Annotated in this window: 15 protein-coding genes; 11 read left to right on the forward strand and 4 right to left on the reverse strand. The window is 58.1% G+C overall.

Features of this window, described 5'->3' with window-relative positions:
• Positions 1 to 81 precede the first annotated feature (81 nt).
• The 3 genes from HGT1_RS04950 to HGT1_RS04960 all read left to right on the forward strand — a co-directional run bounded on the left by HGT1_RS04950 (position 82) and on the right by HGT1_RS04960 (position 2,333).
• On the forward strand, positions 82 to 612 hold the full coding sequence (locus HGT1_RS04950) for an invasion associated locus B family protein (protein ID WP_176248817.1): 531 nt from the start codon (positions 82 to 84) through the stop codon (positions 610 to 612).
• 111 nt (positions 613 to 723) lie between these two features.
• Positions 724 to 1,899 carry a 23S rRNA (adenine(2503)-C(2))-methyltransferase RlmN gene (gene rlmN / locus HGT1_RS04955; protein ID WP_176248818.1) on the forward strand — a complete coding sequence of 392 codons (1,176 nt, stop codon included), beginning with the start codon at positions 724 to 726 and terminating at the stop codon, positions 1,897 to 1,899.
• A gap of 221 nt (positions 1,900 to 2,120) precedes the next feature.
• Entirely contained in the window at positions 2,121 to 2,333 is a 213-nt protein-coding gene (locus HGT1_RS04960; protein WP_176248819.1) for a hypothetical protein, read from the forward strand.
• 24 nt (positions 2,334 to 2,357) lie between these two features.
• Here the strand turns inward: HGT1_RS04960 and HGT1_RS04965 are convergent, their stop codons facing one another.
• Positions 2,358 to 3,200, reverse strand: a complete 843-nt coding sequence (locus tag HGT1_RS04965) for an LOG family protein (protein ID WP_176248820.1) — start codon at positions 3,198 to 3,200, stop codon at positions 2,358 to 2,360.
• Positions 3,201 to 3,340: 140 nt separating this feature from the next.
• Here HGT1_RS04965 and dapD point away from each other — a divergent pair, with 140 nt between their 5' ends.
• From dapD to HGT1_RS04980, 3 genes are all read left to right on the forward strand, one after another.
• On the forward strand, positions 3,341 to 4,168 hold the full coding sequence (dapD, locus tag HGT1_RS04970) for a 2,3,4,5-tetrahydropyridine-2,6-dicarboxylate N-succinyltransferase (RefSeq protein WP_176248821.1): 828 nt from the start codon (positions 3,341 to 3,343) through the stop codon (positions 4,166 to 4,168).
• 62 nt (positions 4,169 to 4,230) lie between these two features.
• Entirely contained in the window at positions 4,231 to 4,482 is a 252-nt protein-coding gene (locus HGT1_RS04975; protein WP_176248822.1) for a GlsB/YeaQ/YmgE family stress response membrane protein, read from the forward strand.
• A 61-nt stretch (positions 4,483 to 4,543) separates the two neighbouring features.
• Entirely contained in the window at positions 4,544 to 4,882 is a 339-nt protein-coding gene (locus HGT1_RS04980) for a hypothetical protein (RefSeq protein ID WP_176248823.1), read from the forward strand.
• Here HGT1_RS04980 and HGT1_RS04985 read toward each other — a convergent pair whose 3' ends face one another.
• Both HGT1_RS04985 and HGT1_RS04990 read right to left on the reverse strand, forming a co-directional pair.
• Positions 4,883 to 5,977: a Hint domain-containing protein gene (locus HGT1_RS04985; protein WP_176248824.1), complete on the reverse strand. Its 1,095-nt coding sequence runs from the start codon at positions 5,975 to 5,977 to the stop codon at positions 4,883 to 4,885.
• A 3-nt stretch (positions 5,978 to 5,980) separates the two neighbouring features.
• The gene (locus HGT1_RS04990; RefSeq protein ID WP_176248825.1) at positions 5,981 to 7,561 is read right to left on the reverse strand and encodes a Hint domain-containing protein; all 1,581 of its coding nucleotides are present in this window, start codon (positions 7,559 to 7,561) and stop codon (positions 5,981 to 5,983) included.
• A gap of 273 nt (positions 7,562 to 7,834) precedes the next feature.
• On the opposite strand from HGT1_RS04990, the gene dapE reads away from it, so the two are divergent.
• From dapE to HGT1_RS05015, 5 genes are all read left to right on the forward strand, one after another.
• A complete protein-coding gene (dapE, locus tag HGT1_RS04995; protein ID WP_176248826.1) occupies positions 7,835 to 8,980 on the forward strand; it encodes a succinyl-diaminopimelate desuccinylase in 1,146 nt (381 codons plus the stop codon).
• Positions 8,977 to 9,399, forward strand: coding sequence for a GNAT family N-acetyltransferase (locus HGT1_RS05000; RefSeq protein ID WP_176248827.1), 423 nt, complete (start codon positions 8,977 to 8,979; stop codon positions 9,397 to 9,399). Before dapE ends, HGT1_RS05000 begins: the two co-directional genes overlap by 4 nt.
• A complete protein-coding gene (locus tag HGT1_RS05005) occupies positions 9,396 to 9,998 on the forward strand; it encodes a TIGR04282 family arsenosugar biosynthesis glycosyltransferase (RefSeq protein WP_176248828.1) in 603 nt (200 codons plus the stop codon). Before HGT1_RS05000 ends, HGT1_RS05005 begins: the two co-directional genes overlap by 4 nt.
• A gap of 3 nt (positions 9,999 to 10,001) precedes the next feature.
• Entirely contained in the window at positions 10,002 to 12,269 is a 2,268-nt protein-coding gene (gene rnr, locus HGT1_RS05010; protein ID WP_176248829.1) for a ribonuclease R, read from the forward strand.
• A 79-nt stretch (positions 12,270 to 12,348) separates the two neighbouring features.
• Complete coding sequence (locus HGT1_RS05015; protein ID WP_176248830.1) at positions 12,349 to 13,581, forward strand: lytic murein transglycosylase; 1,233 nt, start codon at positions 12,349 to 12,351, stop codon at positions 13,579 to 13,581.
• Between the two features lie 75 nt (positions 13,582 to 13,656).
• Here HGT1_RS05015 and HGT1_RS05020 read toward each other — a convergent pair whose 3' ends face one another.
• Positions 13,657 to 14,835, reverse strand: a complete 1,179-nt coding sequence (locus HGT1_RS05020; protein WP_176248831.1) for an ABC transporter permease — start codon at positions 14,833 to 14,835, stop codon at positions 13,657 to 13,659.

Genomic DNA, 14,835 nt, shown 5'->3' on the forward strand with positions numbered 1-14,835 from the left:
CCTTTAAAGAGCGCCTCCCGAAAGGCTGCCGGTGGAGTTGATGGAAATGTTGAGGATAATGGCGGCTGGAGGCCTAGGTAGATGATGAAGTTAAGAACAATTGGTTTGGCCGCAGCCCTTGCGGGGTTCGCTGCGGGTGGCGCGATGGCGCAATCGCAAAGCACTAATCGTGTTGCTGCGGAAACCGATTGGAGCGTTTTCGTCGAAGACAATCCGACCGAATGCTGGGGTGTTTCAACGCCCAAGGAAATGGTGAATTCGCGGGACGGGCGCGTTGTTGCTGTGAACCGTGGCCAGACATTGCTGATGGTTTTTTACCGCCCCAGTGCGGGGGCCAAGGGTCAGGTTGCATTCACAGGCGGTTATCCCTTTGCATCTGGATCGACCGTAAACATGGATATCAGCGGCACCACGTTTGAATTGTTCACCGAAGGTGAATGGGCGTGGCCTGCAACCCCCGAGGATGACAACAAGATCATCACTGCGATGAAGCGGGGGGCGAGCGCCATCATGACGGCCCGTTCCGGTCGTGGCACACAGACCAAAGACACATTTTCATTGCTGGGCTTTACCGCAGCTGTTGAAGACGCGGCAAAGCGCTGCGGCGGCTAGGCTTTGGGCGATATCTTAGAGGGCCTCGCCAGTGGCGGGGCTTTTTTCATTTAGATCTGGGCGCGAATGCCTATATAGACCGCTGAAACACCCACATCCCGGAGAATCCCAATGTCTGCGACCGCGCCGATCACTCAAGATGTCATGACCATTCCGCGCAAATTGCCGGAGGGGCCGATCAACCTTGTCGGTTTGACGCGTGACGCGATGCGGGATGTCTTGATCGCCCATGGCACGCCGGAAAAGCAGGCCAAGATGCGGGTCGGCCAGATTTGGCAGTGGATTTATCAATGGGGCACGCGTGATTTTGCGGATATGACCAACCTGTCCAAGACATTTCGCGCGGAACTGGCTGAGAAATTCGTGATTGCCGTGCCTGAGGTTGTGACCAAGCAGGTGTCAGAAGACGGCACACGCAAATATCTGGTGCGCATTGCTGGCGGTCACGAGGTCGAGGTGGTGTACATCCCTGAAGAAGGGCGCGGGACATTGTGCGTGAGTTCTCAGGTCGGGTGCACGTTGACCTGTTCGTTCTGTCACACGGGCACGCAGAAACTGGTGCGCAATCTGACCGCAGCCGAGATTATCGGTCAGGTTATGGTCGCGCGGGATGATCTGGGAGAATGGCCGGTTCCCGGTACGATCACCGAGGCACCGCGCCTGTTGTCGAACATCGTTTTGATGGGCATGGGCGAGCCGCTCTATAACTTTGAGAACGTGCGCGACGCGATGAAAATTGCGATGGACCCCGAAGGGATCCAGCTATCACGCCGCCGCATTACCTTGTCCACGTCTGGCGTTGTGCCGGAAATTGCGCGTACGGCGCAGGAAATCGGTTGCCAGCTGGCCATATCATTTCATGCCACAACAGACGAAGTGCGCGACAAGCTGGTGCCGATCAACAAACGCTGGAATATTGCCGAACTGGTCGAGGCGCTGCGGGCCTATCCAAAGGTCAGCAATTCAGAGCGGATCACCTTTGAATATGTGATGCTGGACGGGGTGAATGACAGCGATGCGGACGCCTATCGGCTGATCGAGCTGATCCGGGGCATCCCGGCCAAGATCAACCTGATCCCGTTCAATGAATGGCCCGGCGCGCCTTACAAGCGGTCGTCGAACAATCGCATTCGTGCATTTTCAGAGATTGTTTACAAAGCGGGCTATGCATCCCCGGTGCGCAAACCACGCGGCGAGGATATCATGGCGGCTTGCGGGCAGCTGAAATCAGCGACCGAACGCGCGCGCAAATCGCGCAAGCAGATCGAAGCAGACGCAGGCCTTTAAGGACCCGCGCCCCCTTAAACACGGGTTTAAATCCACTCTGGCGCTGGGATGTCGCGCCAGAGAAGCACCGTGGTTGGCGAAAATTGTTTAAATTCAGGGGGTGGCAAATTAAGGCAAAGACGTCCTGAAGTGACCTTTGGCCTGCCACAGTTCGGCGGAACTTAAGACATCATCCCCCAAGATATTGTTTCCATCGACAACACAATTAGGAGCAATATCCAATGTCTGTTATCATTAAGAGCGACGCCTTCCTGACTGCCGAGGTTATGACCCTGGTCACCAATGAACGTGAACGCGCCTTGTCTGTTCGCGAATGGAAGCACCGTCTGGCCGGTTATGGCTACAGCGTGCGTGATACGGAAAACGGTCACGTGCTTGAGACCCTTCCGCATCACGTCGAAGTATGTACGTTGCCCGCCGAGCTGTGCGCCTGAACGATACCGCTTGGTCTTGTGAAATCACCTGCCGGGCAAAGAATCCCGTGCCGGTGCCGTTTCCCAGTTATCAATCACGTGCATCGCTTCGTCAGCGGACTCAACAAACCTAAACAGGTCAAGATCTTCGACTGAGATGGTACCGGCATCTGCCAGCGCTTCCCAGTTTATGATTTTTTCCCAGAAGGCACGCCCAAACAGCAAAAACGGCACCCGCGACATGCGGCCGGTTTGAATGAGGGTCAATGCTTCGAATGTTTCATCCATGGTGCCAAAGCCCCCTGGAAACACACAAATTGCACGCGCCCGCATCAGGAAATGCATTTTGCGGATCGCGAAATAGTGGAAGTTGAAACACAGCTCTGGCGTGACATATGCGTTCGGGGCCTGTTCAAACGGAAGCACGATGTTCAATCCGATGGAACGCCCGCCCGCGTCCACGGCACCGTGGTTACCGGCCTCCATCACGCCGGGGCCGCCGCCGGTCACGATGACGTTTTCGCGGCCGCCTGTTTCTACCGATTTCAACGTCATCAGGCGCGCAAATTCACGCGCTTCTTCATAGAAATGCGACAGCTCGGCCAATGTCTTGGTCCGCGCCTTGTCTTTATCTGCCGGTTTGGGGATGCGTGCGCCGCCAAACAGCACGATCGTTGATGTGATGCCATGCGCATCCAGCCCCATTTCTGGCTTGAGCAGTTCCAACTGCAACCGGACCGGACGCAAGGCATCGTGGCCCATAAATTCCTGGTCGGTAAACGCCAGCCGATAGGCCGGCGCGCGGGTTTGTGGTGTGTCCGGGACTTCCCTGGCCTTGGCGCTGTCAGCAACGGCATCGCGCAGGGGGTGGCGTGTCTGTTCGGTCATCAAATTCTCCGGTTTGATCCTTGTCGCTAACATGCCCGCGTTCTACGCAAATGACCACGCCAGCCGTTATGATTGCGCGCACAACCTGACGAGGGTATAGCCATGCGCAACACCTGACCCCATATTCCGGAGCCAACCATATGTCTAATGCACAACTTGAAACCGCAATCGAAGCTGCGTGGGATGCCCGCGACACGATCACTTCTGCCACCAAAGGTGAACAGCGTGACGCCATCGAGGCCACATTGGCCGCATTGGACAGCGGCAAACTGCGGGTTGCTGAAAAGCGCGAAAATGGCGATTGGCATGTAAACCAATGGGCCAAAAAGGCGGTTCTGCTGGGTTTCCGCATTAAAGACATGGAACATCAGACTGGCGGCCCGCAGGGTGCCGGCTGGTGGGACAAGGTCGATAGCAAGTTCAAAGGCTGGGGCGACGACGAATGGAAAACAGCCGGTTTCCGCGCTGTGCCCAACTGCGTTGTGCGCAAATCGGCCTATATCGCGCCGGGCGTCGTGTTGATGCCATCCTTTGTGAACATCGGTGCCTATGTCGACAGCGGTACAATGGTTGATACATGGGCGACAGTCGGGTCCTGCGCGCAGATCGGCAAGAACGTTCACCTGTCCGGCGGTGTGGGTATCGGTGGCGTGCTGGAACCCATGCAGGCGGGCCCGACAATCATCGAGGACAACTGCTTTATCGGGGCGCGGTCCGAGGTGGTCGAGGGGTGTATCGTACGCGAAGGGTCCGTGCTGGGCATGGGCGTTTTCATCGGCCAGTCGACCAAGATTCTTGATCGTGACACCGGCGAAGTCATGTATGGCGAAGTTCCTGCCGGTTCGGTTGTTGTTGCAGGGTCGATGCCATCAAAGAATGGCGTGAACCTGTACTGTGCCGTGATCGTCAAGCGCGTGGATGAACGGACCCGTTCGAAAACGTCGATCAACGAACTGTTGCGCGACTAACGCGGAACAAAATGGTGCCTTTGGCGGTTAGACTGCCAAAGCGCATATAAAGGAAAGCACTTATGGGACTGGGATTGATCGGATCGATTTTCGTCGGTGGTCTTGCGGGCTGGATTGCCAGCATGATCATGAAGGCGAATACCGGAATATTTTCGAACATCGGTTTGGGGATCATCGGTGCCGTGGTGCTGAACTTCATTCTTGGGCTGCTCGACATCTATGCCGCTGACGCTTGGTTGACCCAACTTTTTGTGGGTTTGGTCGGCGCATGTCTGGTGATCTGGGTCTGGCGCGCGCTGCGCGGCCGCAGCTGACCCTTTTCAGACGCTTCAGAACACGATAGGGCTGCCGCATCTCATTGCGGTGGCCCTTTTTATGTCTGACCAGAAGAAACCCAAAAAACCCTCACGCCAGCAGGTCTATACCTTGCTGGTCGAAATCGGGCGCAAAGAAGGTGACGGATTGCCGGACAAGGCGACGGGTGCCGCGCTGATGTGCTTTGCCTCTGGCATAGACGAGGCCGAAGCCGTGCGTGAAACCGTCGCGATCCTGAAACAGGCCGATACAAACCCGCTGGATGTGACCGGCTATGGCACATTGGCTGAACGCGAGGCCGAGGGCCACGAGATCGACGAAGAAGAACGCGCCTTGATGGCACGGGCTTTGGACGAGAACTCGGTCATTATTGCGCAGATGACGCCGTTTTTCGACTGATCAGGCGGCGCGGCGGCTGGCGAGTGTGATTGCCTCGAACCACTTTAGGACAGGATGCGCCGGCTGACCGTGTTCGGGCAGCAGGTTGCGGTCGAAACCGGCCAGAACGCTGCTGGCCATGTGCACAGGCTGGCGGCGCAGGCGACCGATATAGAGGCTTTCCGCAGGGGCACCTGCCGCGAGCATCGTTTCATGGGCGGGCAGCAACAGTTGCGAATAGGTGATCGTGGGCCCGCAGGTTTCTTGCAAGGCAGCAAACCCGTTGACCAGATGGCGTGCGGGGATCAGCACAGCCTCTTTGGCGAAAAGATACTCGACCTCTGGCCCATCGATAACAAGCCGCTGGTCGGGGGCAACGACGATATCCTGTTGCAAGCCGAAATAGGGCGCGCGTAACCGGATAGGGGCATAGCTGCCGCGCGCCGGGACCGTTCTGGAAACAGTTTCCAGCACAGGCACTACGCCTGAATCCTGCGTCATCACGGTGTCACCGCGTTTGAGCTGCGACAGCGGCTTGAACCCCCAAGGCGTCGCAAGCGGCGTTGATGGCAAAAGCGATGGCATCGGGCCGATCGGTTCGACCCTGCTGGAAAGTGCTGCAAAGATCACATCGGATGAAAACGTCTGATCGCCACGGCCCAGCATCATATTGCGCAGGTCTTCGATCGAGATCGGTTTAGGGTTGCAAACAGGCACCGTTACGACGCGATTGCTTTCGGGGTGTTCCATGGCAAGGCGGCCCCATTTCGCGGTGCTGTCCCACGAATAGGTGATGCGCAGCACTTCATTCCGGCCACTGTCTTTGTGCTGGATTGCGGCATGGGTGATATCGTTGCCCTGCACCTGCACCAAGGCGACACCACCGCCCGGAATCGCCTGAAATGTCAGGCTGCGAAGCCATGGGAATGTCGACTTGTACCCCAGCAAAAGCTGCGGCCTGCCATCGGGGGCCTGCCGCGTTTCGAACATGATACTGCCGCTGGTCAGCAGGTCGTCATCTTGGGTGCCGCACACTGGGGCATCCCGTTTGTCGTGGCCGATCCCGAAGCAGGAAAACCGGCGGTCGTCTTTATCTGCCAATGCGATCCAGGTCATCGGTCAGGCCACCATGCCGGAACAAAGAATGCCGGCCTCGAACCGTTTCAACGTCCTGCGCGCCGCCTGAGAATATCCCTGCCCCGTTTTAGGGTCGATTTCGGGGAAGATCGCACAGATTTCCGCAATTGTTTCGGCCTCAAAGCTTTCACAGGTTTGCGGGCCGGGCAAATAGCTTTCGGTTTCCAGACCCTCTGAAAAGATCACCTGATGACGGTCAAACATCAGATGTACGTATTCGACCTGCCCTCCTTCGCGGCGTGTGACGGTGGCGTCATTGACCAGATCTCGGGCGGCGACCAGCACTTCGGCCTCGCCAAACAGTATTTCGGCCAGATTATCCCGGATCAAAACCCGGTGCAGCGGCGATACCAGCAGATCACGATGTTCACCAAAAGTATTGGCACGAATATGGATCGGCGCGAATTTCCCCGTGGCGGCAACTGTGCGCGTCCCGATCCAGCGCAAGGGTTGCGGGCCGTCATCCTGGGTCAATACCAGATCGCCAGGCATCAAGTCTTCGGCTGGACGTTCGCCATCGGGTGTCGCAATCAACGTGCCCGCCACAAAGCAGGGAATGGAGCTGGCATTGACCATGCCAATATCTGTTTCGACGCCATCTGTGACCGTATAGGTAAAGTTGAAATCTTCGGTGTCACCGTCCCCGTCAACGGTCAAGGTTCCATCGCTGTTAAGGGTAACAGACTGGCCCGTGGGCAGCAGGATTTGCGCGCCGACAGCCGCGACCTGCCCGTTGATATGGGTGATCGTCAGCAAGCTGTTGTTGGCGCTGACATCATTGCCAAGCACATCAACGACTCTGGTTCCGTTCGGGTACACCGCGAAGCTGTCCGTCAGGGCGACCAGATCCGTCTGGACCGAATTGGCCGCGATCATCAGGTTTGAATCATATCCCGAGTCGCTGACATCGGCGATGGCGATCCGGATGGAGTTGGTCTCGTTGGGGATGACATTCATGGTCAGCGTCATCGTGATGGTAAAGCCGTCCATCTCGGTGTTGTAGGCATCGTTGGTGTTATCAACATACATGTTGATGTTGTTGGCAGTGTTAATGTTTCCGGGGTCCATGTCGCCGTCACCGACGGCCAGTTGAACTTCTTGGCCATTGATCCACACGCCAAAGAAATCCTGATAGATCGAGTTTTGGAATTCCGGATACTCTTCGGACGAGAAAACAAATTGCATCGTCATCAGGCTGCTGGTGGGTATGAAATCAACATCCAGGATCGCGGCATCGTAGGTGTTGGCACCTGCTGCGGCATTCAGCTGGGCGTTATCGTTGATGCCCGATGTATTGGTAGAGGTGCTGTTGCTTTGGTTCGAAGAGCCGAAAAAATTGGTGAAATCCTGGGCGTCGCCCGTCGACAAGATGATTCCGCTGTCGCTCGGGGCCACGCCGGGTGCGATTGTATCTGCATTTGAATAGGTGCCCGCGCTGTCGATATCGCCGGAATAGCTTGCGCTGATAACGGTGACGCCGCTGCCAAAGATGGTCTGCGCAAGATCAAGGGCGGTCGTGCCCTCGCGCATTGTCTCAATCGGAAGTTCAGATGCTGCTACCATTGCCTGTTACCCCAAAGCGTAAACGAGACAGCGCAGTTCAGCATGATCCATCACGGATTGATCCCGTGTTTGGTCAGTTTTTATTTTTGATGGATGACCCGGTTTTCCGGTGCCATGCCTGCTGATGCCCTGCCTCGGGTATATTTATTGCTCTAATGATAGCACGGAAATTTACTGAGTGTTAATCTTTTCCTTGCCATCCCCCTTGGCACCGCGCTTTTTTCGCCACAAGTGTAGGGAAATGAACAGAAAACATGTGTAGAGGATCCGAGAATGCCCAAGATTGACCCTGTCGAGTTGACTGCAAAGCTGGTGAAATGCCCTTCGGTGACACCTGCTGACGCGGGGGCGTTGGACATTCTTCACGATTTGCTAAGCGGTGCTGGCTTTGACTGTGCTTGGGCGGATCGCGGCGGCATCCGGAATCTGTTCGCGCGGTGGGGCAACAAGGGCAATACGCGCAGTTTCGGGTTTAACGGCCACACCGATGTGGTGCCCGTCGGCAACGAGGCGGATTGGAAATACCCCCCCTTTGGTGCCGAGATCAAAGACGGCATCATGTACGGGCGCGGCACAACGGATATGAAATCAGGTGTCGCGGCGTTTGCTGCGGCTGCGGTTGATTTCGTGCGTGACACGCCGCCGGACGGGTCGATCGTGCTGACCATCACCGGCGATGAAGAGGCCGAAGGCGTCGACGGGACGCTGGCGCTGCTGGATTATATGGAACAAGCGGGCGAGCGGATGGATGTCTGTCTGGTTGGCGAACCCACATGTCCCAACAAAATGGGCGAGATGATCAAGATCGGCCGCCGTGGATCACTGAACGCGCATTTCCGCATTATCGGCAAGCAAGGCCATGCTGCCTATCCGCACCGTGCCAACAATCCGCTGCCCGCGATGATGCGCCTGATGGACCAGTTGGCGTCGCACAATCTTGATAATGGGACCGACCATTTTGACCCCTCCACGCTGGCGGTGGTCACGGTTGATACCGGAAACCCTGCCACCAATGTCATTCCGGCCGAATGCCGTGGCACGGTCAATATCCGCTTTAACGATACCCATTCCGGTGCCAGCCTGACCGAATGGCTGGAAACGCAGGCTGCTGCCATTCGCGATGCGTTCGGCGTTGTTGTCGAACTAACGGTGAAAATCTCGGGGGAAAGTTTTATCACGCCTCCGGGTGCGCTGTCTGATCTGGTGTCCAGGGCGGTTGCCGCCGAAACAGGCGTGACCCCTGAACTGTCCACGACCGGGGGCACATCTGACGCGCGGTTCGTGAAAAACCACTGTCCGGTCGTCGAATTCGGCCTTGTCGGGCAATCCATGCACGCGGTCGATGAAAACGTGGAAGTCGCGCAAATTCACCAGCTCAAGGGGATTTATTCGCGGATTCTAAAGGATTATTTCGCATGAGCTTGGACATTGCCGTGACCCAGGACCTTGCCAGTTGCCATCTGTTGCGCCGGATTGTGTTTATCGAGGAACAGGGCGTTTCCGAAGCCGAAGAACTGGATGATCTTGACGGGTCGTCGATCCATCTTCTTGCGACGGAACATGACCTGCCCATCGGAACGGCCCGCATGCAGATCAAGGGCGATATCGCCAAGATCGGTCGGGTTTGCGTGCTAAAGGCACACCGTGGGACGGGGCTCGGCGCGGCGCTGATCCGCGCTGCGATTGATGTGGCACGCCAGCACTCCGGTGTCACAACCGCCAAGCTGGGCGCGCAGGTTCACGCATTGGGGTTCTATGAGAAACTGGGTTTCGTCGCGCAGGGGCCGATCTTTGACGATGCGGGCATAGATCACCGCGAAATGGTGCTGCCCCTTTGAAGGGGACGCTGGTTGTCATGGTGAAAGAGCCACGGCCGGGACGGGTGAAAACCCGTTTGGGCCGTGATCTGGGCATGACGGCTGCGGCATGGTGGTTTCGCCACCAAACCCGCCGCTTGATCCGCAACATTCAAGACCCGCGCTGGAACGTGATGCTTGCCGTTGCCCCTGATCGCGCGGGCCTTGCCAGTCGTGTCTGGCCCGCGCATCTGGCGCGCGTGCCGCAGGGCCGTGGCGATTTGGGCGACCGTATGGGGCGCATGTTGCGGGGGATGCCACCGGGGCCTGTCTGTGTGATCGGGGCCGATATCCCCGGTATCAATCGCGCGGAAATCGCGAAAGCCTTTCGTGCCTTGGGCGGTCATGATGCTGTTTTCGGGCCTGCGCCGGATGGTGGCTATTGGCTGGTTGGGTTGAAACGTATGCGCCCTGTTCCGCCCAAGCTGTTCACGGGTGTGCGTTGGTCGACGCAGCATGCGCTGGCTGATACGATCGCCACATTGCCGGATCATCGCATCACCCAAATCGCGACTTTGCAAGACGTTGATACAATCGACGATTTGCCCATGACGAAGCGGGGTGCGCGTGCTACCTCGTAATGCATGAGCAAAATACCATCCAAGCCCGAAATTCTTGATTGGATCGCCGCCAATCCGACCCTGACCGCCAAGCGTGACATCGCAAAGGCCTTCGGGATCAAAGGTGCTGCGCGTATCGATCTTAAGCGTGTGTTGAAAGAGCTGGAAGCAGACGGCCATCTGGAAAAGCGCAAACGCAGCTATAACAACCCTGACCGTTTGCCGCCTGTGTCTGTTTTGCAGATCACCGGGCCTGACAAGGACGGCGATCTGTTCGCCAAACCGATGGAATGGGCAGGCGAAGGGGTTGAACCCATTGTGCTGGTTATTCCGCGTGCCTCTGACCCGGCTTTGGGGGCAGGGGACCGCATTCTGGCCCGCCTGACGTTGGTCACGGGCGAGGATTACCATTACGAGGCACGGCTGATCCGCCGCATTGGTGCAAACCCGCAAAGGGTGCTGGGTATTTTCCGCAAGGCGACCGAAGGCGGTCGTATAATTCCCATCGACAAGGGCAGCGACAAGGAATGGACCGTCGCCGCGGATGCGACCTATGGCGCAAAAGACGGGGAATTGGTCGAGGCAGAGCAGGCGGGCCCCAAGGGCCGTATGGGCCTGCCCCGCGCGCGTATCGTGGACCGGCTTGGCGACCCGTCCGCGCCCAAAGCGGTGTCGCTGATTGCCATTCACCAGCATGGTATCCCTGATGCATTTCCCGATGATGTGATGGCGCAGGCTGACGAAGCCACGCCCGTTGGCCTGAAAGGCCGCGAGGATTTACGTGACCTTCCGTTGATCACCATCGATCCGTCGGATGCGCGTGACCATGATGATGCCTGTTACGCCCATGCCGACGAAGACCCGAAAAACGAGGGTGGTCATGTGGTCTGGGTCGCGATTGCGGACGTGGCTGCTTATGTCACGCCCGGATCTGCGCTGGACCGCGAGGCGCGCAAGCGGGGGAATTCGACCTATTTCCCCGACCGTGTTGTGCCGATGTTGCCGGATCGTTTGTCGGGTGACTTGTGTTCCTTGCACGAAGGCGTGCCACGCGCCTGTATCGCTGTGCGGATGGTGCTGGATGCCCAAGGCAAAAAGCTCGGTCACAGTTTTCATCGTGGTCTGATGCGGTCCCCCGCATCGCTGCATTACGAAGAAGTCCAGGACGCGATCGAGGGACGCCCGAATGATCGCACAGGCCCTTTGTTAGAGCCTGTTCTAGAGCCTATTTATGCAGCCTACGCCGCGCTCAAGGCGGCCCGCACCGACCGTCAGCCGCTTGACCTTGATCTGCCCGAGCGGCGGATCGAGCTGGACCCTGACGGAACAGTGAAGTCGGTGAATTTCAAGGAACGGCTGGACGCACATCGGCTGATCGAAGAATTCATGGTGCTGGCAAATGTCGCCGCTGCCGAAACCCTGCTGGAGAAAAAGACCCCGCTGCTGTTTCGTATCCACGAGGAACCAACGGTCGCCAAGCTGGACGTTTTGCGCGAAACGGCACAAGCGGCGGGATACACCTTGGGCAAGGGCCAGGTGCTGCACACACGTCATCTGAACAAGCTGCTGAACGATGCGGCTGGCACGGATGATGCAGAGCTAATCAACATTTCGACCCTGCGGTCGATGACCCAAGCCTATTACGGGCCGGCACATATCGGGCATTTTGGTCTGGCACTTCGGTCTTACGCGCATTTCACGTCACCGATCCGGCGCTATGCTGATCTGCTGGTGCACCGTGCGCTGATCACCGCGCATGGCTGGGGCAAGGATGGCCTGTCACCTCAGGATATCGACGAGATCGAACAAACTGGCGCGCATATTTCGGACACCGAACGCCGGTCGATGACAGCGGAACGGGACACGACGGACCGCTATCTTGCGGCCTATCTGTCCGAACGTGTGGGCAACGAATTCTCGGGCCGGATCAGCGGTATCGCCCGGTTCGGGGCCTTTGTGAAACTGGATGAAACCGGTGCCGATGGCCTGCTGCCGATGCGGGCCTTGGGGCGGGAGTATTTCCACTTCGACGCTGAGGCGAACACGTTGATGGGGTCGGATACCGGGCTTTTGATCGGCATTGGCCAGCGCGTGACCGTGCGCCTGACTGAGGCGGTTCCCGTCACGGGCGGCATCGCGCTTGAGCTGCTGACGCTGGAAGGCAAGGCACTGCCGCAAGGCGGGCGGGGCGGTCGTGGACCTGCCGGGCGTACAAATCCGAAACGCAAAGGCGTCAAAGCCAAGCGCAAGGCGGATAAGGTCAAACGCAAGGTAAAGCGGACTCGGCAGTAGCTTGCCCATGCCGCTGAAGGGACTTTCTGCTGCGCCTGCTTGCCGGTAGGATTCGGGCGACAGGTGGAGGGTTGGCTGGATGACATATGCAAGGGTTTGGGTGTTGGCCGCTGCGTTTGCCTTGGGGGCAGGCGCGGATGCCGTTGTGGCGCAGACAACACCCGATCAGGTCGAGGCGGGCAGCGATGCGGGGCTAGACCTGTGGATCGCTGAGTTTCGCGCACGGGCGCTGGAGGCGGGTATCAAGGCTGATGTGTTCGATGCCGCGTTCGCTGGCGTATCTTACGATGAAAATGTCATTCGCAGAGATCGCAACCAGTCGGAGTTCACCAAGACGATTTGGGAATATCTGGAGACAGCGGCTTCGGATTTGCGGATCGCCAACGGTAAAAAGGCGCTTGAGAGCCAGCGGGCGGCGCTGGAAAAGATCGAAGCGCAATACGGGGTCGATAAAGAAGTCATTGTGGCGATCTGGGGGCTGGAAAGCGCTTATGGCACGTTTCGCGGCAGGGATAGCGCGATCAGATCACTCGCGTCGCTGGCCTATGACGGGCGGCGGCAGGCGTTTTTCGAGGCAGAACTGATGGACGCGCTACGGATTTTGCAGGCGGGCGATACCAGCCCCGCGCAAATGACCGGCAGTTGGGCGGGGGCCATGGGGCATACCCAGTTTATGCCGTCATCTTTTCAGCTTTATGCGGTTGATTTTACGGGCGACAGCAGGCGCGACATCTGGGGGGATGACCCGCGTGATGCGCTGGCATCCACCGCGGCCTATCTCAAGCACTTTGGCTGGACGCTGGGGCAGCCTTGGGGGGTAGAGGTGAACCTGCCGGACGGGTTTGACTATTTGTTGGCCAATCGCGAGATACTGAAAGCCCCCGAGGAATGGGCGGCGCTTGGGGTCGTGGGGGTCTCGGGCAAGGCGGTGCCAAACCATGGACCTGCGTCGATCTTGTTGCCGGGCGGTGCCGAGGGTGCTGCCTTTATGATCTTTTCGAATTTTGAAGTTATCGAGCGGTACAACACGGCAGATGCCTATGTGATCGGCGTCGGCCATTTAAGTGACCGGATTGCAGGCAGTAAGCCGATCGCACAGGGCTGGCCGGTGCAAGACAGGGCGCTGACCTTTGATGAGCGGATCGAGTTGCAAACACGTCTGACGGCGCTTGGGTTTGATACGGTAAAGATCGATGCCAAGATCGGCCCGCTGACGATCAATGCTGTTCGGGATTTTCAGGTCGCGCAGGGGCTTTTGCCTGACGGGTATGCGTCCCCCCGGTTTCTGGACAGCGTGCGCGCGGCGCGGTAGCAAAAGAAAACCCAAGACCCTGAGGGGTCTTGGGTATGCCTTCGGCGAGGATTTTAGTCCATTTGGAAGGGGCTGTTAGCCGGGTGACATGCCGCGCAGGCGTTCTGATCTGCGACGTAGCAATTCAACCACCGTCAGCAAGCAGATCGAGATGCCCACAAGGATCGTGGCGACCGCAAGGATCGTCGGGCTGATCTGTTCGCGCAGGCCTGTGAACATCTGCCAGGGCAGGGTTTTCTGACCGGCGGAGCCGACAAAGAGCACCACGACGACTTCGTCAAACGAGGTGATGAAGGCGAAGAGGCCGCCGGAGATAACGCCTGGCAAGATCAGCGGCATCTGGACGCGGAAGAAGGTCGTGACCGGGTTTGCGCCCATGTTCGCCGCAGCGCGGGTCAGCGAGCGGTCAAAGCCCACAAGTGTTGCGGTCACGGTGATGATCACAAAGGGAATGCCAAGGGCGGCATGGGCCAGAATGACCCCCAAGGTGGTGCCTTGCAGGCCGACGCGGCTGTAGAAGAAGTACATGCCAGCCGCCGAAATGATCAGCGGTACGATCATCGGAGAGATCAGGACTGCCATGATTGCGCGGCGGAACGGGACGTGGGGTTGGCTGAGGCCGATGGCTGCCAATGTCCCGAAGCTGACCGATAGCAAGGTCGCGGCGGGTGCGATCTTGAGAGAGTTCCAAACGGCACCTTGCCAGTCGGAGCTGTTAAAGAAGTCTTTGTAGTGCTTCAGGGAGTAGCCCGCAGGATCGAAGCGCAGCATTTCCGGGGTGAAGGTAAAGAAGTTTTCGGCGTTGAAGCTGAGGGGCATCACGACGAGGATAGGTGTAATCAGGAATACGAAGATTGCGCCGCAGATCACCCGGAAGGTGAAGTGCCACAGGACCTGACCAGGGGTGAGGTAGGGTGCGACTTTGGCGCGGTAGCGGCCTTCGTAGAGCCAGAACACGAACCAGCCGAAGAACCAGCCGAATGCCGCGCCGATCAACATGGCCGGAATGCCGCCCATGAAATAGCCGACGACCGCCAGTCCGATAAGGGTCACCCAACGGCTGATCGTTTCGTTTCTGACGACCTTTGTCAGCACGAACGCAAGGGCGGCCATGACAACGGCCCCTATGACAACGCCTAGAAGGCCACTGCCGTTGGCGGTCCCTACAAAGAGCCCTGCAACAGCACCGGCTGCGGCTGTGACGGGTACATAGAAGGAAACGGGTTTGCGGGAGATTGGTGTGAGTGCGACCAT

It is taken from the genome of Sulfitobacter sp. HGT1 (assembly GCF_013282155.1).
Taxonomy (GTDB): Bacteria; Pseudomonadota; Alphaproteobacteria; order Rhodobacterales; family Rhodobacteraceae; genus Sulfitobacter.